Source organism: Streptomyces sp. NPDC033177 (assembly GCF_055577715.1).
Genome location: NZ_JBVIPS010000001.1, coordinates 69,815 through 91,482 on the forward strand (window position 1 = coordinate 69,815; position 21,668 = coordinate 91,482).

General features: G+C 68.5%; 20 protein-coding genes. 10 read left to right on the forward strand and 10 right to left on the reverse strand.

Annotation, left to right across the window (positions count from 1 at the left end; translation table 11 throughout):
* Nucleotides 1-52: 52 nt before the first annotated feature.
* Complete coding sequence (locus tag ACZ5U5_RS00350; RefSeq protein ID WP_469014504.1) at nucleotides 53-1,492, reverse strand: FG-GAP repeat protein; 1,440 nt, start codon at nucleotides 1,490-1,492, stop codon at nucleotides 53-55.
* Nucleotides 1,493-1,690: 198 nt separating this feature from the next.
* On the opposite strand from ACZ5U5_RS00350, the gene ACZ5U5_RS00355 reads away from it, so the two are divergent.
* Nucleotides 1,691-2,359: a class I SAM-dependent methyltransferase gene (locus tag ACZ5U5_RS00355; RefSeq protein WP_469014506.1), complete on the forward strand. Its 669-nt coding sequence runs from the start codon at nucleotides 1,691-1,693 to the stop codon at nucleotides 2,357-2,359.
* 188 nt (nucleotides 2,360-2,547) lie between these two features.
* Nucleotides 2,548-3,381, forward strand: a complete 834-nt coding sequence (locus ACZ5U5_RS00360) for a PIG-L family deacetylase (protein WP_469014508.1) — start codon at nucleotides 2,548-2,550, stop codon at nucleotides 3,379-3,381.
* Between the two features lie 159 nt (nucleotides 3,382-3,540).
* Here ACZ5U5_RS00360 and fabV read toward each other — a convergent pair whose 3' ends face one another.
* Complete coding sequence (gene fabV / locus ACZ5U5_RS00365; protein ID WP_469014511.1) at nucleotides 3,541-4,749, reverse strand: enoyl-[acyl-carrier-protein] reductase FabV; 1,209 nt, start codon at nucleotides 4,747-4,749, stop codon at nucleotides 3,541-3,543.
* A gap of 202 nt (nucleotides 4,750-4,951) precedes the next feature.
* Here fabV and ACZ5U5_RS00370 point away from each other — a divergent pair, with 202 nt between their 5' ends.
* On the forward strand, nucleotides 4,952-5,434 hold the full coding sequence (locus tag ACZ5U5_RS00370; protein WP_469014513.1) for a hypothetical protein: 483 nt from the start codon (nucleotides 4,952-4,954) through the stop codon (nucleotides 5,432-5,434).
* 6 nt (nucleotides 5,435-5,440) lie between these two features.
* Here ACZ5U5_RS00370 and ACZ5U5_RS00375 read toward each other — a convergent pair whose 3' ends face one another.
* A complete protein-coding gene (locus tag ACZ5U5_RS00375) occupies nucleotides 5,441-6,238 on the reverse strand; it encodes an SDR family oxidoreductase (RefSeq protein WP_469014514.1) in 798 nt (265 codons plus the stop codon).
* Between the two features lie 138 nt (nucleotides 6,239-6,376).
* Entirely contained in the window at nucleotides 6,377-6,604 is a 228-nt protein-coding gene (locus ACZ5U5_RS00380; protein WP_469014516.1) for a hypothetical protein, read from the reverse strand.
* 31 nt (nucleotides 6,605-6,635) lie between these two features.
* On the opposite strand from ACZ5U5_RS00380, the gene ACZ5U5_RS00385 reads away from it, so the two are divergent.
* Nucleotides 6,636-7,265 (forward strand): GrpB family protein, encoded by a 630-nt coding sequence (locus ACZ5U5_RS00385; protein ID WP_469014518.1) that lies wholly within the window; start codon nucleotides 6,636-6,638, stop codon nucleotides 7,263-7,265.
* 102 nt (nucleotides 7,266-7,367) lie between these two features.
* On the opposite strand, the gene ACZ5U5_RS00390 is transcribed toward ACZ5U5_RS00385, so the two are convergent.
* Nucleotides 7,368-7,577: a DUF6243 family protein gene (locus ACZ5U5_RS00390; protein ID WP_469014520.1), complete on the reverse strand. Its 210-nt coding sequence runs from the start codon at nucleotides 7,575-7,577 to the stop codon at nucleotides 7,368-7,370.
* A gap of 286 nt (nucleotides 7,578-7,863) precedes the next feature.
* On the opposite strand from ACZ5U5_RS00390, the gene ACZ5U5_RS00395 reads away from it, so the two are divergent.
* The gene (locus tag ACZ5U5_RS00395; RefSeq protein WP_469014521.1) at nucleotides 7,864-8,145 is read left to right on the forward strand and encodes a hypothetical protein; all 282 of its coding nucleotides are present in this window, start codon (nucleotides 7,864-7,866) and stop codon (nucleotides 8,143-8,145) included.
* 154 nt (nucleotides 8,146-8,299) lie between these two features.
* On the opposite strand, the gene ACZ5U5_RS00400 is transcribed toward ACZ5U5_RS00395, so the two are convergent.
* Entirely contained in the window at nucleotides 8,300-8,875 is a 576-nt protein-coding gene (locus ACZ5U5_RS00400) for a CGNR zinc finger domain-containing protein (RefSeq protein ID WP_469014523.1), read from the reverse strand.
* 101 nt (nucleotides 8,876-8,976) lie between these two features.
* Between ACZ5U5_RS00400 and ACZ5U5_RS00405 the strand changes: the two genes are divergently transcribed.
* Nucleotides 8,977-10,152 carry an epoxide hydrolase family protein gene (locus ACZ5U5_RS00405; RefSeq protein WP_469014526.1) on the forward strand — a complete coding sequence of 392 codons (1,176 nt, stop codon included), beginning with the start codon at nucleotides 8,977-8,979 and terminating at the stop codon, nucleotides 10,150-10,152.
* A 137-nt stretch (nucleotides 10,153-10,289) separates the two neighbouring features.
* On the opposite strand, the gene ACZ5U5_RS00410 is transcribed toward ACZ5U5_RS00405, so the two are convergent.
* Nucleotides 10,290-10,517 carry a hypothetical protein gene (locus tag ACZ5U5_RS00410; RefSeq protein WP_469014528.1) on the reverse strand — a complete coding sequence of 76 codons (228 nt, stop codon included), beginning with the start codon at nucleotides 10,515-10,517 and terminating at the stop codon, nucleotides 10,290-10,292.
* A gap of 269 nt (nucleotides 10,518-10,786) precedes the next feature.
* Between ACZ5U5_RS00410 and ACZ5U5_RS00415 the strand changes: the two genes are divergently transcribed.
* Together ACZ5U5_RS00415 and ACZ5U5_RS00420 are read left to right on the forward strand one after the other, a co-directional pair.
* Entirely contained in the window at nucleotides 10,787-11,524 is a 738-nt protein-coding gene (locus ACZ5U5_RS00415) for a D-Ala-D-Ala carboxypeptidase family metallohydrolase (RefSeq protein WP_469014529.1), read from the forward strand.
* A gap of 300 nt (nucleotides 11,525-11,824) precedes the next feature.
* Nucleotides 11,825-13,294 (forward strand): FG-GAP-like repeat-containing protein, encoded by a 1,470-nt coding sequence (locus ACZ5U5_RS00420; protein WP_469014532.1) that lies wholly within the window; start codon nucleotides 11,825-11,827, stop codon nucleotides 13,292-13,294.
* A 362-nt stretch (nucleotides 13,295-13,656) separates the two neighbouring features.
* On the opposite strand, the gene ACZ5U5_RS00425 is transcribed toward ACZ5U5_RS00420, so the two are convergent.
* Both ACZ5U5_RS00425 and ACZ5U5_RS00430 read right to left on the reverse strand, forming a co-directional pair.
* Nucleotides 13,657-14,598, reverse strand: a complete 942-nt coding sequence (locus tag ACZ5U5_RS00425; RefSeq protein WP_469014533.1) for an endo-beta-N-acetylglucosaminidase H — start codon at nucleotides 14,596-14,598, stop codon at nucleotides 13,657-13,659.
* 220 nt (nucleotides 14,599-14,818) lie between these two features.
* Nucleotides 14,819-16,570 (reverse strand): putative Ig domain-containing protein, encoded by a 1,752-nt coding sequence (locus ACZ5U5_RS00430; protein ID WP_469014535.1) that lies wholly within the window; start codon nucleotides 16,568-16,570, stop codon nucleotides 14,819-14,821.
* Nucleotides 16,571-16,993: 423 nt separating this feature from the next.
* Here ACZ5U5_RS00430 and ACZ5U5_RS00435 point away from each other — a divergent pair, with 423 nt between their 5' ends.
* Entirely contained in the window at nucleotides 16,994-19,711 is a 2,718-nt protein-coding gene (locus ACZ5U5_RS00435) for a LuxR C-terminal-related transcriptional regulator (RefSeq protein ID WP_469016806.1), read from the forward strand.
* 37 nt (nucleotides 19,712-19,748) lie between these two features.
* A complete protein-coding gene (locus tag ACZ5U5_RS00440; protein ID WP_469014538.1) occupies nucleotides 19,749-20,564 on the forward strand; it encodes a DUF4253 domain-containing protein in 816 nt (271 codons plus the stop codon).
* Nucleotides 20,565-20,686: 122 nt separating this feature from the next.
* On the opposite strand, the gene ACZ5U5_RS00445 is transcribed toward ACZ5U5_RS00440, so the two are convergent.
* Nucleotides 20,687-21,631, reverse strand: coding sequence for an alpha/beta fold hydrolase (locus ACZ5U5_RS00445; protein ID WP_469014540.1), 945 nt, complete (start codon nucleotides 21,629-21,631; stop codon nucleotides 20,687-20,689).
* Between the last annotated feature and the right edge of the window lie 37 nt (nucleotides 21,632-21,668).

Genomic DNA, 21,668 nt, shown 5'->3' on the forward strand with positions numbered 1-21,668 from the left:
ACATCGCAAGGTGAGAAAGCCAGTTCACGTGCTACGAGGTCAAAGGGCGGACCTACTGGCCGAGGACTTCGCCGTACTTGATGGCGCCGTTGGGCAGCGCGAAACCGAACGGGGTCAGCGACTTGCCCACCGGGTACGTCTCCTCGGTGCTGCTCGGCGCGAACCAGACACCACCCGACCTGGGCTCACCGGCGTTCTCCCCGGGCGCGCTGACCGCGGTGTCCCACAGTCCGTCGCGGTTGTAGTCGCCGACGGCCACCTGCGCGCCGAAGCGGTCGCCGGCCTCGGCCGCGCCGGGCATGTTCACGGTGCTCTGGCTGCGGGCCAGACCCCCATGGAGGCCGTCATCCGTGCCGTTCAGGGTGACGTAGCCGCCCGCGTCCTTCACGGTGCCGACGTCCTCGCCGGGCACACCGACCACCAGTTCCGGACGGCTGTCGCCGTTCAGGTCACCGGCGGACAGCGCGGCGCCGAAGTCGTCGCCCTCCTCTGCGGTGCCGCCGACCTCAGCGTTGTCCTGCGTGATGCACTCGTTCTCGGTGCCGAACTCCGCGGTCTTCGAGCCCTTGAGCAGGAGCACCGCACCGCCGAGGCGGTCCTCGCAATGCGTGGTCTCCGTCTCGGGGTTGGGCTGCACGAGGCCGACCGCCAGGTCGTCCGTGCCGTCCCGGTCGAAGTCGGCGGCGGCCAGCGCGCTGCCGCGGTCGGCGTCGGCCCACCACTGGGCGGGCTCGGCCTGCTTGTCCCAGCGCGTGATGAAGGTGCCGGAGTCCTCCATGGCCTGCCAGGTGGTGGCGAGGTCGTCCCGTCCGTCACCGTCGAAGTCGCCGGTGGCCAGGTCGAGGGTGCGGCCGCCCATGCTGTAGGAGCGCAAGGTGGTGGGGGTCACCGGATCGGCGGTGAGCGGGCCCGGCCTGAACGAGAGCGAGCCGTGCTCCTCGCCGCCTTCGTTGTACGCGAGGTCGGTGTCGCCGTCACCGTCGTAGTCGCCCGTGGCGATGGTGCTGCCGATGCTGCTCCACTCGGACGCGCCCCTGGCCACGGTGGTGCCCTTGACGTTCCCCCCCGAGCCGTCCAGGACGGTGATGGTCCCCTCGTTCCTGGCCTGCTCGGAGGTGAGCGACTCGCCGCTCGCACCGACGACGAGCTCGAAGACGCCGTCGCCGTTCACGTCGACGGGCGCCACGGAGGAGCCGAAGCGGTCGCCCGCCTCGGGCGTGCCGGGTATGCCGGCCTCGGCCTGGCTGATGACGCCGGTGGACTGGCTCGGGCTCTGCGGCCCGCCGTAGATCACGCTGACGTAGCCGGCCTTGGCCTTGCCGTCCACCGTGGCATTGGGCATGCCGACGGCGATGTCCGCGTATCCGTCGCCGTTGAAGTCGAACCGCGGAGTCGTCGTGTCTGCCGCGGCGCTCCCGGCGAGCGGCAGGGTCAGACCGGTGGCGGTGAGCGCCGCCACGACGGCGGTGGCGGCCAGGGTACGTACACGCACGGTGGAACTCCGTTGGTCAAAGGGGAAATGCGGAAGAAAGGCTTGCGGGAATGTGACTCACGAGGCGTACGAAGGGTTGTGCGAAGGTTGCGATCCGGTGAACACGACTTGCTGCGGCGTGAGTTCCACTTCAAGACGCGCCGGAGTCATGCACCGGGCAGACGACGCTCCAGGTGGCCGCCGCCCTATGGTTGGCTGATGCGCGCACGCCGTATCGACCGCCCCGCCGATCTCGACGTCGTCCGGGAGTCCTATGACCAGGTGGCCGACAACTACGCACACATGGTGGCGACCACCGGTATGGGCGACATTCGCCGCCGCCCCTGGCTCAAGGCATCGATCGACGCCTTCGCAGACACCGTGGCCGACCTCGGGCCCGTCCTGGACGTCGGCTGCGGCCCCGGCACGGTGACCGGCTACCTCGCCGAACGCGGAGTCGACATATCCGGGGTGGACCTCTCCCCCCGCATGATCGAAAACGCGCGCCGGCTGTATCCGCAGTGCCGCTTCAGCGTCGCCTCCGCCACCGAGCTCGACCTCGACGAGGCATCCCTGGGAGGGGTGCTCGGATGGTGGTCACTGTTCAATCTCCCCCGCGCCGTCCTCCCGCAGGTCCTTGCCCTGTTCGCACGCGCGCTGAAGCCGGGCGGACACTTCATCACCGCCACACACGTCGGCGACCAGGATGCGGTGCGCACCGAGGCCTACGGCGGGGTGCCCGTTCGCTGGACCACACACCAGTGGCGCCCGGAACAGCTCGTCGACCTGATCGACCAGGCCGGACTACACCCCGTCGCCGAGCTACGCCTCCCCGCGAACGGGCAGACCGGGCCGGGCGTGATCGTCATGGCCGAGCGTCCCGCCTGAATCGGGGAGTGCCAATCAGCGGCGCCGGGAACATCCAGTCCGGTCGGCACGGTTGCACCGACCGAGGGACCTGCGCCGTACGGACGGGGGCCACCGGGCCATCCACCCCACCAGGGCCCGGCCCTCAGGGTCGCGGTCGCCCCCCGCGCACTTTGCTGACTACGTATTCCTACCGAAGGACTGTTTTCATGACTGACCGGCCCTTGACGCTCATGGCAGTGCACGCCCACCCCGACGACGAGGCAACCGGAACCGGAGGGGTCCTCGCGCGGTACGCGGCAGAGGGCATCAGGACGGTCCTCGTGACGTGTACCGACGGCGGCTGCGGTGACGGACCGGGGGGTCTCAAGCCGGGCGACCCCGGGCACGACCCGGCTGCCGTCGCCCAGATGCGCCGCCGGGAACTCGAGGAGAGCTGTGACGTACTGAAGATCAGCGATCTGGAAATGCTGGATTACGCAGACTCCGGGATGGTGGGCTGGCCGAGCAACGACGCCCCTGGATCCTTCTGGCAGACCCCCGTGGAGGAAGGGGCCGCGCGGCTCGCGGAACTCATGCGGCACTACCGGCCCGATGTCGTCGTCACCTATGACGAGAACGGCTTCTACGGCCACCCCGACCACATCCAGGCTCACCGCATCACGATGGCGGCGCTGGAGATGGTCACGCTGACCCCGAAGGTGTACTGGACGACGATGCCCCGCTCGGCGATGCAGCGCTTCGGGGAGACCATGCGCGAGTTCGGGGAGGACATGCCGGAGCCGGATCCTGCCGAGGCCGCCGCGATGGCCGAGATCGGCCTCCCCGACGACGAGATCACCACGTGGGTGGACACCACCGCGTTCAGCGGTCAGAAGTTCGATGCGCTGGCCGCGCACGCCAGTCAGGGCGAGAACATCTTCTTCCTCAAGATGGGCAAGGAAAGGTTCGGCGAGCTGATGGGCATGGAGACCTTCGTACGCGTCAAGGACGCCACCGGCGCCGCCGCACCCGAGAACGATCTCTTCGCCGGCCTGCGCTGACTCGCCCGGCCGCCAGGGCCTGGGTCCGGGTCAGGGGCTGGGCCCGGGAGAACTCGGCGTCCTGGTCGGCCGTGGTCGACATCTACCACTCCCCCGCCAGGGCCGACCACAGCCGTCGGGGTGGTGGCAGCAGCTACCACCACCCCGACCACTCCACGGTCAGCGCGTGAATGTGGGCCAGGGTGTGTCGGTTTCGACGGCGGCGGTGTAGTCGATGCCGGGGACGGAGAAGCCATAGAGGCGGCGGACCTCGTCGCTGAACCAGTCGAGGTCGGCGAGTTCGGTGATGGTGTCGCTGGTGGACGCGCCCCAGCGTTCCGCGACGGCACGCTGCACGGCGGGGTCGAGTTCCCAGGTGTCCAGGCGGACCCGGCCCTCGTCATCCAGGCCGAGGGGGCGGGCTCCGGTCAACTGGTCCCACAACTGGACCAGTTGACCGATCGGCGCCACCATGGCATCACCCAGGACGCCGCGCAGCAGGCCGACGTACAGGGCGATGCCGGGGATCGCGGTCGAGGACTGAGTCACGGCGGCGGCATTGACCGAGGTCACGGCCCGGCCGCCAAGTGTCTTGCCGAGGCGATGGTCCAACGTGCGCGCGGTGGCTTCCAGATGGGACTTCGCGACGCCGATGGTGCCCTGCCGGTAGATCGCCGCGGTGAGGGGCGAGCCGATGTAGGACAGGGCGGCGGTGGTGAAGCCGTCGGCGAGCAAGGACCGGTCGGCCAGGAAGGTGACCCACCGTTCCCAGTCGGTGCCGCCCATCACCGCCACGGTCTGGTCGATGTCATCGCCCTCGGCCGGCGCGGTGGTGACCTCTTTCACTTCCGGGGCACCGTTCTCGTCGAAGACGAGGGACTTGGTGGTGTGCGACGAGCCGATCGGCTTGAGGACAGAGGCGTACGTGTCGCCGGTGTCGGGGTCGGTGCGGCGAGGCGCGGCCACCGAGTAGATCAGGAAGTCGAGGCGTCCCCCGAACCGCTCGGCGAGGAGGTCAGCCACCTGCTCCTTCACTGCGTCGCTGAACGCGTCGCCGTTGACGAAGACCATGTCCCGCCCATGCTGTTGGGCGAGCAGGGACGTCGCAGCGGTGCGATACCAGCCCGCGGTGCCGGTGCGCCGCCCGGGCGCCTTTTCCAGGCATACGCCGATGCCACGGATACCGACGCGGGCCAGGCCCGCGACCGTCGCCGCCAGGCCGTATCCGGCGGACGAGCCGATGACCAGGGCCACCGGCCCTTCGTCCCCGACGGGGGCCGGGGAGGGGACGGCCTGCCACATCTCGTCCACCAGTTGCCTGCAGCCGGCAGGATGGGAATCGAGGAACAAGAAGCCTCGGCTCTTGGGCGCAATGACGCGCTCGCTCACAGTGGGGTCCCCCTGCTGTCGTCACGGACAAGGACGCGGCCGCCACCTGGCCGCCGTGTCCTGCAAGTCTGGGGCCGTGCAACGGAACAGGGTGATCTTGACCGGCACAACGATGCCCGGCCGAGCTTGGAGGGTTTCACCAGCTCTGCCCTCGAAGAAAATCCGCTGCCCTGTCGGAGTGGTGCTTCCGTAGGATCACGTCATGACTGCAGATGCCCCGCTCACCCGTGAATCGTTCCGGCGCCTCCATCCGATCAACACGCCCCGCTCGGTGACCCAGTTGCCGGATCGGGTCTGGACTGACGAGGACTGGGACCGAATCCGGCGCGGATACCGAGCCCAGGACATGGACCAGAAGTGGAATGTCTTCGCTGAGGACAACGTCCTTTTCATGCATCGGAGTTGGACCGGTCACGGAGTGTATGAGGCGTCCTTCGCCCCGACGGCCGGCGGGAGGAGGATCGCCTCTGCTGTGGTGGAGGCCGACCGGGAGCGCTACCGGAGCGTGGGCGATGAGTACGACCGTCTGATGCTGGAGCTGATCATCAGCGCGATCGTCCTCGGTGAGCCGGCCGACGACCTCCGGTCCGGTCTGGTGGAGCTGTCTGCTCGGGCTTCAGGCAAGAGCGACATTTCCTCCGGTCTGGTGCAGCACAGCGTTCTTGGGCTGCGCTCTGGTTCATAGGATCTCCTACGCGAGGCCCCCGTTGCTCATGAGCAGCTGGCCGTTGATCCATTCGCCTTCCCGGGAGCACAGGAAGTCCACCAGGTGCGCAGTGTCCTGCGGGGTTCCCAGGCGGCCGAGCGGGGCGCTGCGCACGCAGTGCTCCCGCACCTCCTCGGGCATCCAACCGGTGTCGATCGGCCCAGGGTTGATCGCGTTGGCTGTCACCCCGAGGTGGGCAAGTTCGTGGGAGGCGGCCAGCGTGATGCGGTCCAGGGCGCCCTTGCTCGCCCCGTAGGGAAGGTTGCCGACAGTGTGGTCGCTGGTGAGGCTGACGATCCGGCCGGTACCCCGTTCTGCGGCGAAGCGGCGCCCGAACTCGCGGATGAGCAGCCAGGGGGCGCGCGCGTTGACGGCGAAGTGGCGGTCGAAACTCTCGATGCTGGTATCGAGCAGCCCGGAGTCGACAGACTCGCAGTGGCTCATCACCAGCGCGGTGACCTTGCCCATCCGCTCTTCGACCTCGTCGAAAACGCGTGCCGGAGTGTCCGGGTCGGCGAGATCCGCCTCGATCGCGGTGGTGGACGCTCCGTGCTCGGCCAGAGTTTGCCGAATCGCCTCGGTCGCTCCTGGCTCGCTGCCCCAGCTCATGCGGGCGTCGTACGCACTCCAGTAGGTGAAGGCGATGTCCCAACCCGATGTGGCCAGCCGACGGGCGATCCCCGCACCGATCCCGACGGTGCGGCCCACCCCGGTGATCAGGGCGAGCGGGCGGTCCGCCGCAGCGGTCTGTCCGTGGGCAAGGTCGTCATGATCGATGTTCATCATCACGGTCCGGAATGCTTCACGAACGACACCGCAGCGTCAATCGTTCTCCTACGCCGTCCCGCTACCTCCTCCCACTGCGGGCTGGCTACGAACCCGTACGTGTGCCGGCTACGACTGAGGACCACCATCCACCATTCACGGCTGGAAGTACTCCGACATCAACTGGCTAACCCTTTCCGGCTGCTTGATGTCCACCGGGCGGAACTCCGCCATCGTCGGCTTCAGATCAATGACCGGGGTGCCGGAGACCGCGTCGAGCCCAACCACCGTTGGTTCGCGGCCCTTTACCGACTCGATGGCGCAGCACGTCACCCCGACTGCTGTCAGCTCAGATCCGGTTCCATTCAGCGACACCAGCGCCACATATTCCTAGGTCTCTAGGACGGGAGCCCCCATGTCCGAGCAGCAGATCCCTCGCATCTCCATGTCCGCCGAGGAGATCGAAGCAGTCCACCTCGACGCCCCGCCCAAGCTCAACGGCCAGGTCACCCTGCGGGACTACGATCCCCGCTGGCCTCTGATCTTCGAACGGGAAGCCGCGCGGATACGTGAACAGCTCAGCCGCCCCGAGCACCGGATCGAGCACCGGATCGAGCACGTCGGCTCCACTTCCGTGCCGGAGCTTCCCGCCAAGCCGGTCATCGACATGCTGTTGACCGTCCCGGATTCCGCCGCCGACGCCTCATATGTTCCTGCCCTGGAGGCTCTCGGTTTCGAGCTCGTCATACGTGAGCCCGATTGGTACGAGCACCGGGTTTTGCGCAAGTACGACCTCGACTCGAGTGCCGCTACGGCCAACCTGCACGTCCTGTCAGCGGGCTGCCCTGAGGCCGACCGCATGCTGCTCTTCCGTGACTGGCTGCGCAAGGACAGCGGCGACCGCAGGCAGTACGGCGACACCAAGCGCTTCCTGTCCCAACAGGAGTGGGAGTACGTGCAGAACTACGCGGACGCCAAGTCCGAGGTGGTCGCCGGCATCCTGGAACGGGCGGCGGCCGCGAGTTCCACAAATGCTGGCACATGACATCCTCGCGCAGCATCACGCTGCGCAGACGGGGCAGGGCCCGGACCGCGCGTCGCGGTCCGGGCCCTGGCCCGTGCTGTGCCGCCCTGCGGCGGCGATACGTCAGCTCTGTGCGGTCTCGTCGTCCGTCTGCTCGGTGCCCTCGGCAGCCTGGGTCTTCTCGCGCATCTTGCGCACGAGCTCCGCCTTCTGGTCGGCGGCACCCTTGCGGTCGAGGTTGCGGTGCGGACCGTTGTTCTGCCGTTCGGCGCGGGACAGCTTCTTGCGCTTGCCGCCGCCCATGCCCACGGGGTTGTTGATGTTCTTGCTCACGGGTTCTCCCGGATGATGTGAAGTGATCTACGGATTCAACGGTGGGGGACGGGCACGGCGACGTCGAAGGACGTCAGCAGGGGCCCATCACGCTCTCACTCGTAAATCGGCGTCTGGAAGAACATGACCTAGACGTTACCCGGTTCCGGCGCCCCCGCACACCAGATTTTTCGTCGCCCGGCGTCGCCCGGCGTCGTCCGGGCCTCGGCGAGCACCTAGGGCCGGCCGTTCCCCGCTGTGATGGGGTGGTTGGGCTCCACCGTCAATCTACCGGAAGGCCGCCGTCGTGACGTCCTCGTACCCATCCCTTACCCATGCACTGGCCGAAGCTCTGGTCGATGTCCTGCGGTTCATCGACGGCAGCGAAGACGAGCAAGTGGATCCGGATGACGCGGTCAAGGTACTCGAGGGCGTCGCCCACGTGGTCAGCACGCTGCCTGGTGATCAGCGCCGAGAGCTGATCGACCTGGTCAGCGAAATGACAGCTGCCGAGACCGACCCGGCCCGCCGCGAGTTCCTGGCAGAGTTCCCGGAGAGCTTTGGGTTGATCGACGACGCGTCGCCCTGAGGAGTTTCGACGGTATTCAGTGGATTCAGTGGTGGCCGCGATCAGGGCTGGGCGCAAGCGTGGCGTCGAGTGCTGCGCCCAGCGTCAGGTCGGGCGTGCGCCCTGGAGCAGCCGGAGGAATGCGGCAGCCCACTCGCAAGTGTGGAGTTAACGATCATTCCGCCGGTCTGAAGTCTTTGCGCTCCTTGGCATTGAAGCGCGCTTTCTTCTGGCGATTCCCGCACGTGTTCATGTCACACCATCTGCGGGAGCGGCTCTGACTTGCGTCGAAGAAAGCGGCCTGGCAGGTCGGTGACGCACACAGGGCCAGCTTTCCGTCTCGTTCGCCCGCGAGGATGCTGACCGCGTCGGCGGCGATCACGCTGAGGGCATCCTCCACGCGGGAAGCCGAGCTGAGCTGCCATCGCCGCTTGCCCTCAGGCGTCAGGGTGGCCGCGGCCCGCCCCTGAGCGCTGCAGTCATTGATGACTTGGACAGCAGATGCGGGCAGAGAGTCCTGGGTCGCGGCCGCCGTCGCGGCGGCGTGAATCGACTCCCTCAGCTTCCGAGCGAGTTCGAGCTGGGCTGTGGTGCAGGAATTCACGGCCAGGCCGTTCACCGCCAGCCAGTCGACGAGTCGCTGCGGCGTGGGAATGCACTCCACAGCGTCGCCACGACGCTCCGTCAGAGTCGCGGTGAAGCTGGTCGCCAGGACCCTGCCGAGGCGAAATTCAGGAAACTCGACACGCATGGAACCACCTTAGCAGGTTGCGGGCATATCTTGAGGACTGCTAGAACCGTCTTAGCCGGTTCGCGAAAAGTGCGCCGGATCCACCACGATCAGGAGGTCTCATGAACCGTCCGACCAGCGACGCGCAGGGCTTTGAAGCCCACGCGACTGAGGCCGACCTCGACGATCTGCGCGCGCGACTGGCCGCGGTGCGACTGCCGGAGACCGAAACGGTCCATCGCGCCGCGCCCGGCCCTCGCCGATGGGCACAGGGCGTTCCTCTCGCCGACCTCGTCGACGTCGTGAACTACTGGCGCACCGGGTACAACTGGCGATCGTTCGAAGCGCGCCTCAACCAGATCGGCCAGTTCCGCACGACCATTGACGAGGTGGGAATCCACTTCCTGCACCGCCGATCCGCGCGCGCGGATGCCACTCCCCTGGTCTTGACCCACGGGTGGCCCGGCAGCATTGCCGAGTTCATCGACGTAGTGGACGAGCTGGCAGATCCGAAGGACGCGGGCGCGCCGGCATTCCACGTCGTGGTCCCGTCGTTGCCGGGCTTTGGCTACAGCGACAAGCCGGCCACCACCGGGTGGGGCATCGAAAAGATCGCGGCCGCGTGGGTGGAACTGATGGGAAGGCTCGGCTACAGCAAGTTCGTGGCCCACGGCGGCGACTGGGGAGGTGTGATCACCACGGTCCTCGGCGGCAGGTTCCCGGCGCATGTTCTCGGCATCCACACAACGACCCCGCAGGCACCGCCCAGGTTGACTACGGACGGACTGACGGCGGCCGAACGCACATGGACCGAGGAAACCCGCGCTTTCTGGGACGGCCCCCGCGCGGCGTATGCGAAGCAGCAGGCGGCCCGACCACAGACCATCGGCTACGCGCTCGTCGACTCACCGGTCGGGCTCCTCGCCTGGATCCTCGACAAGTTCGCCGAGTGGACAGACACCGAGGACAGCCCGTTCGAGACGATCTCGATGGACCGCGTTCTCGACGACGTGACGCTGTACTGGCTGACGCGGACCGGAGCGTCGGCGGCCCGTATCTACTACGAAAGCCACGACTCGCTCGACCCCGAACTGCGGGTCGACGTCCCGTCAGCAATCAGCGTGTACCCCCGCGACATCGAGAAGTGCCCGCGCCCGTGGGCACAGGAGCGGTTCCGGCAGATCGTCCGGTGGAGGTCGCCCGAAACCGGGGGGCACTTCCCGTCGCTGGAGGTCCCCGAGTTTTTCGTCAAGGATCTGCAAGAGGGCCTCGCGGCAGTGCTGGCCGCGGGTCGGTGAACGCGGCTGGGCGACGGCGCCCGTTGGTCGGCCCAAACCGGAGCCGGCCGCGTCACCCACGTGTCAGAACAACACACCCAGCCCCTGTGCTTCCCCGAGCTCGGACAATCCTTCCGATTCGCAGGCAGGCTTCCCCCTCACAGATGGCGCGGTGGACTGTTGCGAATGGCCGAGCGACGGGCCCACAGCGCGCACGCCAGCAGCACCAAACCGACGAAACAGTAGGCCCATGCGTTGGTGCTGCCCCTGGCCGCGCCGACGGCCCAGGCGATCGACCAGATGGAGAGCAGGACGCACAGGGCGGTCCAGGCGAGCGTCCACATCTGGTTGCGCGCAGCAAGACGCTGCGGAGTACCTCGTTCCATTTCGCCCATGTCAGGCGATCCGCGATGCTCGTCATGAGTCGTCATACGTTGCCGGATGCCCCCGATAACCCGAGTGAACCGCCTATGAGCCGCGCATGGGATGCGCCCTGCCCATCTCTCCCCCACCCATGGCGCGGCGGAAGCATCGCCACCGCCAATGGGCCGACAAATGACGGATGTTGACGTCCCGTTGACGTGTGCCGTCCCTCCCGCCACGCTCGGAAGGCACGTGCGCACCTTCCCTCCTCTGCCCCCCATGGAGTGCTCTGATGACCAGACGCACCACCCGACTCATCCTCTCGCTTGTCATGCTCATTGCCGCCACTTTGGGCGGTGTTGTCGCTGCCACTGGAACTGCTCAGGCCGACGGCTGCTACACGTGGTCGCGCACCTTGTCCCAAGGGGCATCGGGTGCCGACGTGACGCAGTTGCAGATCCGGGTGGCGGGTCACGCCGGCAACGGCGGCGTGCTCGCCATCGACGGCGCCTACGGACCGGCGACGACCGCCGCGGTCAAACGGTTCCAGTCGGCTTACGGACTGGCCGCGGACGGGGTCGCCGGTTCGGCGACCTTCAGCAAGATCTACGCCCTCCAGGACAACGACTGCACACCGATCCACTTCACTTACGCCGAACTCAACACCTGCAACTCCACCTGGGCGGGCGGCGCAGTGAGCGCGAGCACCGCGAAGTCGAACGCGTTGCGCACCATGTGGAAACTTGAGGCATTGCGGCACGCACTGGGCGACCAGCCCATCCGCGTGACCAGCGGCTTCCGCTCACATGCCTGCAACGACGCGGTCGGCGGAGCAGCCGGCAGCCGCCACTTGTACGGCGATGCGGCCGACCTCGGCTCGGGCCCGCACACGCTGTGCCGACTTGCCCAGCAGGCCCGCAACCACGGCTTCAACGGGATTCTCGGCCCCGGCTACCCGGGCCACGGCGACCACACCCACCTCGATCACCGCCCCAGCCGCTTCTGGTCGGCGTCGAGCTGCGGCATCTGATCACACCGGCGGGCGCGCCCGAGTTAAACGGGAGCGCCTGCCGGTCAACTCGCAGCAGTCGTAGAACAGTTCACCGGAGATGCGGAAGGCACCGTTCGTGCCGCCAGTTGTCCAGTCCGGTGGCGGCCGCAGCATCGAGAGCTCGCCCGCCACCATGAATCCGGCACCGTGAACCTGGCGCCGTGAACCCTGCGCCATGAACCTGGCACCAACCGCCGGTGAACTCCGTACAACCAGCCCCACCCTTCGACGGTCCCACCAGTACAGACCTACACCCCCGTCGACCGAGTGGGAGCCACCGTGCCGCACAGCCGCCGCCTTCTGACGTACGCCATCGCGGCCGCCGCTGCGGCCACCGCCGGGTTCGTGTTCCCGCCCGGTGCCACCGCTGCCGCACCCGGCACCGTCACGAGCGACTTCAACGGGGACGGCTACGCGGACCTCGCCGTCGGTGTCCCGGACGGAACCGTGGCCGACCAGGTCAAGGCCGGGTACGTGAACGTCGTCTGGGGCGGCCCGAAGGGTGTCGGCGCGCATGGAAGCGTCCGTGTCACCCAGGCCACGCCCGAAGTTCCCGGCTCCCCGGAGGCGGGCGACCGCTTCGGGGCGTCCGTGACCCTGACCGACCTCAACGGCGACGGCATCGCCGAACTGCTTGCCGGCGCCCCCGGCGAGGACGTCACCGACCGCGGCACGGACGCGGGCATGGTCATCGTCGTCGGCGGATCGAAGACCGGGCCGGGGCCGGGGTCGACGGTGCTGACCGGGCCCTCGCCGTCGGCCGCCTACGGCAAATCCATCGCTGCGGCCAACCTGACCGGCGGCGACAACAAGGCGATCGTGGTCGGCGGCACGGACAAGGTCGTCGCTCGTGTCATCGTGGGCGAGGACAGCATGGTCACCACCGTCGTCGCCGCCCCCATGGGCGGCCGCGCGCCCGTCCTGGCCACCGGCGACTTCGACAGCGACGGCACGGCGGACCTGGCTGTGGCGTACTGGACCACGGGCGACCCCAACACGCAGTCCCACGTGCGGCTGTGGAAGTGGGACGCCGAGAACTCGAAGATGACCAACTTCTGGAACACGGACAACGCCGGTGTGACCTCCCTTGCCGCCGGTGACTTCGACGGCGACGGCCACGAGGATGTGGCCCTCGGTGAATGCCGTGAGATCGCCGACGAGAACATCGACGACCCGTGCGGCCCCGAGGGTCTCGCCAAGGGCGGCGGCATCCACGTTCACTACGGAAGCCCAGCGAGCGGCTCCTTCGGCACGCGTGCCCAGACCCTCAACCAGGACACCGCGGGCGTGCCGGGGGTGGCCGAGGGCGGCGACCGCTTCGGTGCCTCCCTCGCCGTCTCCGACGTCAACCGCGACGGCCGCGAGGACCTGATCGCGGGAGCTCCCGGTGAAGCCATCGGGAGCGAAGCGGGGGCGGGCGCCGCGTGGCTGCTGCGCGGTGGTGCGCACGGCCTGGTCGACACCAAGGGTGCTGCCAGTTCCCTCTCCTGGAACCAGGACACGTCCGGTGTCCCGGGTGTTGCCGAAGCGGGTGACGCCTTCGGCGCGGCGGTCGCCGGGGGCGACTACAACGCCGATGGGATACCGGACGTCGCGGTCGGATCCCCGGGCGAGAACGCCTCCCTGGGCGCCGCATGGCTCTTCCCCAAGGGTGCGGCCGGTGCCTCGGCAGCCTTCTCTCCCCGCACACTCAACCTCCCTTACCTCTCCACGGCTCACCAGTACGGCAAGCCGCTGAGCAGCCACTGAATACGCAGCAGCTGCCGCGGACGCAGTGGCTGCGGATCGGCCATACGTCGCCAGGAGCCTGCTGGATCGGGTGCAACGCGACCTGTTGGTGCTCCGGCAGCCACTCGGCTTCACCGCCGACTTCGATCGCAGCGGCGACGAACTTCTCCGTGTCCATGCGGGACGACCCGTCTTCGGCCGGCTCCCGCTGCATCACAGCATCGGTGGCCGGCACGGAGACATAGGCCTGCTCCACCGTCGTGCGCTAGACGTGACCGCGCCCCCGACATCGTTGTCGAGGGCACGGCCTGGGCGGATCGCCGCAGCCTCAGAGGATGCGGCAGCCCCCGGGGGAGCACCGCGCACCGGAGCAGGCGGTCGCCCTACGGCGTGTAGACGGCGTCACTGCCGTACAGCTCCCTGGTGAACGCGGAGACGTCGGCGCTGCGATCGGTGCCGTCGAGGTTGTACGTCAGGTAGACGCCGTATCCCCCGCTGACGGTGCGGCGGGCGAGGTCAGCGGCAGTGCTCTGCGAGGTACGGCCGATCTCGACGGCCGCCGGCGACAGCTTCGACTTGGGCAGGGCGATGGCGGGGACCTGCCAGGTTCCGTAGTACGGGTTCCAGGCGTAGTCGAACTTGGAGGAGATGTCGACGCCGCCGTAGGACAGGCGGGATGCGGCCGGGCCGATGTTGTAGAGGCTGATGATCTTGTCCGGCATGTTGGCGCGCAGTGCCGACACCAGGTGGACGAACGAGCTGGCGTTGGGCTGACCGGTGCCGTTGTTGCCGTACTCGGCGTATTCGTCGTCGAAGTCGATGCCGTCGAGACCGTACTTGGTCACGGTGTCCGACATCTGCTTGGCGAATGCCGAAGCAGCCTGCTGGGACGGGAAGTTGGCGAACCCGGCGCCCTGGTGATTGCCGAGGACGGAGAGGACGACCTTGATGCCCTTCTGCTGCAGCGGCCGTATCTGCGTGTCGGCGTTGTCGAGGACGCGCTGCACGTTCTCGTTGAAGTGCAGGTACGCGGCTTTCTTGCTCGTGTCGTAGTTGATGTTCGCCGCGAAGATCACGGCGACGTCGAAGACGTTGTCGCCGCCGTCGGCGAGCTTGTACTTGCCGACGTTGAGCATGCTGTTGTTGTTCACCTCGACGTACGCCACCGAGGTTGGCCCCTGTTTCGCTGAAGCGGGAGCGGGGGTGGGAGTGGGCGCGGGGGCCGCTGCCGCGCCGGTCGTGGCGATCGCGCCGAATGTGAGGGCCGCGACGGCCGAGAGAGCGAGCGCGGCGGTCCGCACTCTGCTCCGTACCAGAGTGAACATCGTTGATCGGTCTCCCATCGCACGGTCGGCGCTCCCGACTTGTTCGGAAGCGCCGAGTGAGCTTCCCGATCTTTTCGCTCCCGTGACCGAATCCCCAGAACGAGGAGCGAACTCTTCACGATTCCCACCCATGACTCGCCACAACCCAGCGTCAGGACACACGAGTTACCGCATCCAAACCGCCTCGGCTGCGCGCATCACGGTCACCGGGGGGCGCTCCCTAGTTGAAGACGTACCAGCTGAGGGTGATGGCCGCGGTCTTGCCCCCGCCATCCTTGACGGTGATCCGGCTGGTGTGGATGCCCCAGGCCGTGGGGGTCCCGGAGATCGTGCCCGTGGTGGCGTTGATGGCCAGGCCCGCGGGCAGGCCGGTGGCGGTGAAGGTGCGGGTTCCGGTGCCGCCGGCGGCGGTCAGGGGCAGGGAGTAGGGACGCCCGGTGTACACGGTCTGGTTGCCGGGATGCGTCAGGGTGAGGGTGCCTCCGCCGGGCGCGCTGACGGTCCAGGCGAATGTGGTGCTGCCGGTCTTTCCGGCGGCGTCGGTGGCTGTGAGGGTCACTGTGCTGGTGCCTGCCGTGGTGGGCGTCCCGGTTACGGTTCCGGTACCCGTGTCGATCCGCAGGCCCGAGGGCAGCCCCGAGGCGCTCCACTTGTAGGGGGCCGTGCCGCCCTGAACGGTGTTGTTCAGCGTGGCGCTCTGCCCCACCGTGCCCCTCTGGTCGCTCACGGCACCGACGGTGACCTCGCCGGGCTGAGGGTTGCTGGTGGCCAGGGCCAGGTTCCACTTCTGCAGGGCTTCGTTGACGGGCTGGAAGATGGTGTTGGTCACGCCGGAGCTTCCGCAGGTGGCGCTGCCACCACCCGAGTGCAGCCCTACGGCCTTGCCACCCGCGGCGGCGACGTAGGAACCCCCTGAGTCTCCGCCGGAGGAGCAAGCATCCGTCCAGGAGAGGCCGTCGATGACGACATTGCCGTAGTCGACGCTCTGGTTGACCTTGGTGATCTCTCCGCAGCGCCAGCCGCTGGTCTGGCCGGAGCGGCAGACGCTCTGCCCGACGACGCCCTCGACCGAGCCGGTGACAGTGACATCGCCCTGCCCGTAGCCGGAAACCTTCGGTGACAGGTCCCATCCGGCCTGGTCGACGGCCACGAGGCCGAAGTCGCCTTCGCGTGCGTTGATGCTGTGGCTGCCGCCTTGGTTGGAGGTGCCCAGGCGGCTGCCGTCCTTGCCGTAGGCGGGTTGGTTGGCGTCGTTGGTGCAGTGTCCGGCGGTGAGGAAGCCCTTCGTGCCGCCGGATGCGGTCACTGAGAAGCCGACGGAGCAGGGGCTCTCGCTGCCGGGTATCCACTTCTCGCCGCCGACGACGCTGCCCTGCTGCTGACGCGGCGCGTCGGCGATCGTGGAGTGACTGACGATGCCTCCCAGGCTGCGCAGTCTCTCGATGAGGCGCCCGGTCTCCTTGGTGTGCCGGTCGGCGGCGGTGACGACGGCGATGCGCCCGGCGCGAGGATCGACGCCCCAGGAGACGACTCCGGGGACGTCGCGGACCTGTCCGCGGACCACGGCGAGGGTCTCGGCCAGTTGGCGCGGTGTGTAGGCGGTGCGGTGGGCAATGGCTCCGAGCCGTTCGGCGGTCGCCGCGTCGGCGGAGCTGGTGACGTTGGCGTGCAACCGTCCCGACGCTCCGTCGAACCACAGGCCGACGACCCGGTCGCCGAGGGTGGAGCCGAGTCGCGTGGCCACGTCCCTGGCCGCCTTCTCGTCGGCGAGGCGGGTACGGGCCTGCTCCGGCGTCAGGTTCAGGTCGCGCTGCAGGGCGGACACGAGACCAGGAGCCGGGGGCTGGGAAGCAGAATCGCCCTGTGCAGCGGCGAGTTGGGGAAGCGCGGCGAGGGTGAGGCACGCGAGGGTGCCGGCGAGGGCAGCACGTAGCGTGGCGCTACGAGGGGTGTTGCGAGGGATGCTGGGCATGGGCATGGTGGGGGCCTTTCTGCTGTGTCTGTCGCGACCCGACGCTCAGGTGGCTGCCGGGGCGCGACGCTGATGCGACTGCCACGCCGCGACACTGTTGCGATGGCCGCGGGGCGACATGGACCGATAGCCGTGCAGCCTCGTGGCTCCATCCGCCCGCGGCCATCAGAGGAGTCCCTGGCGTCACGGCCTGGGCCAGGTCAGGGAGCCGATCGTGTTCGCCGACGCGGATCAGCCGGCCCACGGGCGGGCCGCACCTGCCATGTGGTGGGTCGTTCGTACGTCGACCTTGGAATGCGCGGGGGTTCAGTCTCCGGTGGCCGGGGCGCGACTCCGACACGGGCCTGAGGGTTTTCCCTTGCGGACGGGATCCGTGCTGGATGGGCTGTGCCCCCAGAACCTAGGCTCACGGACGTGACCGAGATGCGGGAGCGGGGCAACGCGAACGACGCGTGGTGGCCGGAGCAGGACCGGATGGTGCGGGAAGTGGAGGCTGACCTGCGTGCGCTGGGCCGCGTCGTGGTGAGTGGGCCCTGGGGCACGGGAAAGTCTTACGTGCTAAGGGAGTTGGCCCGGCGCGCCGGCGCCGCGGAGGACACGCGATGTCTGCCGCTGACGGGGAGCAGGCAGCTGGAGTGCGAGCCGTACGGGCTTCTGGCGCAGCTGGCCGAGATGTTGCCACCGTCGCTGGAAGCCGCGCCGCCCGCCGCGCCGTCCCTTGGCCTGCGCCCGGAGCTCTGCGAGGCGAACCCACCGAGCGTCGCCTCCACAGCAAGGGCTATACGTCAGTTGTGCCTCGAAGACGGCGCGGGGGGCTGGACGGTTCTGGTCGACGACGTACACCTGGCCGATCAACTGAGCCTGGAAGTACTGGACTTCTGCTGCCGCACGCTTCCCCCCTCCCGCCTGCGGGTGGCCTTCTCCCTTCCGTCCTTCCGCTGCGCAGCGGGCGAGCAGAGTGCCGTGCTCGGCGGGGGTCACGTCCCCTGGGCCGAGCTCCGGATGCTGACCGAGGCCGAGGTCGCCGCGGCCCTGGTCGCGCAGGGCATCTCCGCCGGGCACGCCGCCTCCGTGCATCGCGACAGTGGTGGCCATCCGCTGCTTGCCCGTGCCGCGGCGAGCTCACTGCGCACGGACCGCGGGCCCACCACCCAGCCGGGCCGCCTGGCGCAGGCATGGTGGCAGTCGGTTCCCACCTCTTGGCGAGGCACCCTCACCGCGCTGGCACTGGCTCGGTCGGCCGATGCCGCGCTGTTCCGCGCCTGCGGATACGCCGACGCCGAATGCGACGTGGACCGAGCGGGCAGAGCGGGTCTCATCAGCCGCGATCCGTCAGGGACAGCCTCCTTCACCTCCGAACTACTACGACGGCAGGCCGAGTTCGCGATCGACCCCACCGCGCGGGCAGCCCTCCATCACACTCTGGCCGCCGCCACCCCGGACCCACTCGCCGCAGCCCGGCATCGCCTGCTGGCCACTGCCGGCCCCGACGAACAAGCCGCACAGGACGGCGTGGCCGCGGCCCGCACAGCAAGGGCCTGCGCCGAGCCAGGCCTGGCCGCTGAACTCATGCAGCTGTCGGCGCGGCACACCGCCGCCGCCGACCGGTCTCTCCTCCTGGAACGCTGGCTCCAGGCCTGCCGGGACGCGGCGGACGCCGGAGACGCCGACCTCGCCTCACGTGCCGTCGCCGCACTGACCCTGCTGCGCTCCCCCGACGCAGAGGCCGAAGCGCTGCTGGCGCTCCTGGAGGCGCACGGCCAAGGGCTGGAGAACCAGAGCGCGACCCTGGCCCGTCTGACGGCCCTGACCCGTTCCCACCCCTCGCTGCGCGCCCGGCTCGGCCTCTACACGGCCATACGGCACAACATCGCGGGCCGCCCCCAGGAGTCCCTGGCCGCGGCCGAGCAAGCGGCGCTGGACGCCCGGTCCTCCGCCCGGCCGGACATCGAGGCAGCCGCCCTGACCATGCAGGCCCGCATCGAACGCCTCATCCGCTGCGGTGACGCCAAGGCCACCCTCGCCCGGGCGCTCGCGGTCAGCCCCGAGCTTCCGTCCGGACAACTCCGCTACGGCCCCCACTACTTGAGACTCCGCCACGCTCTCTACGACGACGACCACGCGACCGCGCAGAGCGGCCTGCACCATCTGCTCGCGCACGCCGAGGCCACGGGAAGCGCTGAGGACCTCCAGGAGATCTGGCGCAGTCTCGCCGAGAGCGACCTGCGCCGGGGCCACGTCGCCGCCGCCGAAGGCTGGAGCCGACGCGCCCTGCATCTCGCCCGTACGCTGCGCCTCTCCCCCGGCCCCGCGTGCGCCACGCATGCCCTTGTACAGGTCGAGAGGGAAGGTCCCGGCCACGCCGCCACCACCGCCCGATGGGGTCTGCAGCAGTCCAAGGAAGAAGAAGACAACATCTTCACGGCGCGCAACCTGCACGCCCTGGCCCAAGCACTGCTGTGCCTCCGCCAATTCGACGCGGCGGCGGCCGCCTTGAGTGAGGTGGCCCACCTCGAACAGCAGCAACATACTGCCGATCTCGCAGCCTTCAAGTGGCACCATCTGTACGCCGACGCACTCACCCTGGCCGGCCGGCCGGACCAGGCCGAGCACTTCCTCACGCGGCTCGCCGAGGAGCACCCACAACCGGCCCCGGCTGTCACCGCGGCCCTGCTCCGCAGCCAGGCGCGGATCGACCTCCACCACCACCGGACCGACCAGGCCGCCGGCCGTCTGACCGAAGCGTCCCTCGCCTTCGACGCGTCACAGCTGCCCCTCGAGCACGCACACACCTTGGTCCTGCTGGGTCAGGCAGAGCAAAAACGACGCCGAGCAGCCGCCGCACGACGCCACCGGGAACACGCCCACGACCTCTACACGCAGGCCCAGGCGACCTACCGCACCGAGCGCACCCACCACCTCCTCCACCGATTCGACCGCACCGCGCCGTCCGGCCCGGGGCAGGAACTGACGCAGGTCGAAGCGGACATAGCCCGACAGGTCGCCTCCGGGGCATCCAACCGGGAGGTGGCCAACACACTCTTCATCTCCGTCAAGACGGTCGAGTCCCACCTGAGCCGCATCTACCGCAAACTCGCCCTGACATCTCGCACCCAACTGGCCTTGCGGATGCGGACGTAGCGACTGGGTTGTCAGTGCACAGGCTTAGCATCCGCCCGTGAACTTCGAAACCCACCTGCCCCACGGCATTGCGCTGCCGCCAGGCCGCATGATCACTTCGGATGAAGGCACCGGCAAGGTCCAGCCACTGTGGTTGAGCGACGTGTCGCCCGCGCTGGACCTGTGGCCCCAGCTTCGTGCGGTGCACGCCGACTCCGGGCTGTGGCCACTCCTGCTCGAATCCTCGGACCCGCAGGACGAGGACTTTCGCCCCTGGGGTTGCGGTGAACTGTGGCCCGAACACATGTCAGCCCCGACGGATCACAACCCTGAGGCGCTCCTCGGCCGCTGGTGGTGCGACCACACCGCCACGGACGAGGGGGACGACCAGCTCACGGCGAAGGAACGGCTGGCCATCACGGCCCCCTTCGGCCGGACGTGGCCCGGCATCGCCCCCGCCCCACCACCCGCCACCGACTCTGACGCCGACGAGATGGCGGACCAGTACGCGCGAAACTTCCTGGCCGGGAACCCACACGCACGCCTCGGGCTTGTCACCGCGTTCCGCAGCGCGGCCACTCTCGCCGCAGTCGGCTGGGAGGGCCCAGCCAGCTACGACAACGACACGGCTCGCTTCGGAGCCGTCATCCGCGACTGGGAGCAACGCTTTGGCGTCCGCGCCGTCGGCGTCGGACCCAGCACCCTGCACCTCAGCGTCGCCTCTCCCCCAACCACAGCTGAGCATGCCCTGGCTGTCGCGGCCGAGCACTTCGCTTTCTGCCCGGACAACATCTGGCAGGGCGAGTACCGGGACCTGAGGTCCTACGCCGAGGGCCTGATCGACCTCAACTGCTGGACGTTCTGGTGGGACTGAAAGGAAGATCCAGTAGTCCCTTCATGTCCCCGTCGACGCTGCCAGGGGGTAGGTCGTGCCGCGGCCACGGCTGCTGGCTGATCCCGCCGACGTCGTCACCGGACTGACCAGCGCGTCGCGAACTACGCGACACGCTCGTGATCGATGAACGCGGTCAACTCGTTCACGGTTGCCTCGGGCTGCTCGTCGGGAATGAAGTGTCCGGCCTGTGGGATGACAGCACCGGTCGCGTTCTCTGCCCACGGGCTGATGGAAGCGGCCATGTCGGGGATCGACCCATGGGAGCTGGAGATTCCGAGGACCGGGAGGGTCAAGTGCCCTCGTTGCAGGGCGTCATGGTTTCTGCGCGCTGATTCCGCGGCGTCGCGGTAGTAGGCGAGAGACGCCGAAAGGCCTCCCTCGGCCGCGAGGGCGGCGCCGTAATGGTCGATCTCGACGCCGTCGAAGGTGTTCGGGGACAGGGATTTGGCCTTCAAGAACCAGCCGACGTAGTCACGCTCGCGGCCAGTGAGCAGAGTCTCGGGCAGTTCGGGCACCAGGTGGAAGGCGAAATGCCAGGTCTTCCAGGCCCGGTCGGGATCCGTTGGGATGGAGTCCGGGAGGGTGATGCCGGGAATGCCTGCGTCAAGCAGAGCAACGCCATGCAGGCGCTCTTCGTACTTCAGGGCCAGCGAGAAGGCGACCCAGGCCCCGATGTCGTGGGCTACGAGCCAGTACTTCGGCACGTTGAGCGCAGTCAGCGCTGCCTGGACACGCGAAGCGACGGTGTGCGTGTCGTAGGCCCCTTGAGGGCGGTCGGAGTGACCCTGCCCAGGCAGGTCGATCGCGATCACGTGATATCGCTCGGCAAGCCCTGGCATCACCTTTCGCCATGCCCACCAGGTCTGCGGGAATCCGGCGAGCAGGACGACGGTGGGACCGCTCGGCCGACCGCCTTCCACGGCGTGAAGCCGGATTCCTTCCGCGTCGACCCAGCGATGAGCGAAACCCGCAAGGTCGTACAGCGGCAACCCGGGGACCGGGTTCTCGTCGCGGGAGCAGGTCGGGGCTATGGCGTCGTCGGTCATGTGTTGAGCCTACGTCATCTTGAACTGGATAGTTCAA

Excerpts from the sequence above, each read along its gene's own strand:
- ACZ5U5_RS00360 (WP_469014508.1), top strand. The coding sequence starts at position 2,548 with ATGACTGACCGGCCCTTGACGCTCATGGCAGTGCACGCCCACCCCGAC.
- ACZ5U5_RS00425 (WP_469014533.1), bottom strand. The coding sequence starts at position 14,598 with ATGTTCACTCTGGTACGGAGCAGAGTGCGGACCGCCGCGCTCGCTCTC.
- ACZ5U5_RS00375 (WP_469014514.1), bottom strand. The coding sequence starts at position 6,238 with ATGAACATCGATCATGACGACCTTGCCCACGGACAGACCGCTGCGGCG.
- ACZ5U5_RS00405 (WP_469014526.1), top strand. The coding sequence starts at position 8,977 with ATGAACCGTCCGACCAGCGACGCGCAGGGCTTTGAAGCCCACGCGACT.
- ACZ5U5_RS00415 (WP_469014529.1), top strand. The coding sequence starts at position 10,787 with ATGACCAGACGCACCACCCGACTCATCCTCTCGCTTGTCATGCTCATT.
- ACZ5U5_RS00385 (WP_469014518.1), top strand. The coding sequence starts at position 6,636 with ATGTCCGAGCAGCAGATCCCTCGCATCTCCATGTCCGCCGAGGAGATC.
- ACZ5U5_RS00430 (WP_469014535.1), bottom strand. The coding sequence starts at position 16,570 with ATGCCCAGCATCCCTCGCAACACCCCTCGTAGCGCCACGCTACGTGCT.
- ACZ5U5_RS00445 (WP_469014540.1), bottom strand. The coding sequence starts at position 21,631 with ATGACCGACGACGCCATAGCCCCGACCTGCTCCCGCGACGAGAACCCG.
- ACZ5U5_RS00410 (WP_469014528.1), bottom strand. The coding sequence starts at position 10,517 with ATGGAACGAGGTACTCCGCAGCGTCTTGCTGCGCGCAACCAGATGTGG.
- ACZ5U5_RS00435 (WP_469016806.1), top strand. The coding sequence starts at position 16,994 with ATGCGGGAGCGGGGCAACGCGAACGACGCGTGGTGGCCGGAGCAGGAC.
- ACZ5U5_RS00370 (WP_469014513.1), top strand. The coding sequence starts at position 4,952 with ATGACTGCAGATGCCCCGCTCACCCGTGAATCGTTCCGGCGCCTCCAT.
- ACZ5U5_RS00400 (WP_469014523.1), bottom strand. The coding sequence starts at position 8,875 with ATGCGTGTCGAGTTTCCTGAATTTCGCCTCGGCAGGGTCCTGGCGACC.
- ACZ5U5_RS00355 (WP_469014506.1), top strand. The coding sequence starts at position 1,691 with ATGCGCGCACGCCGTATCGACCGCCCCGCCGATCTCGACGTCGTCCGG.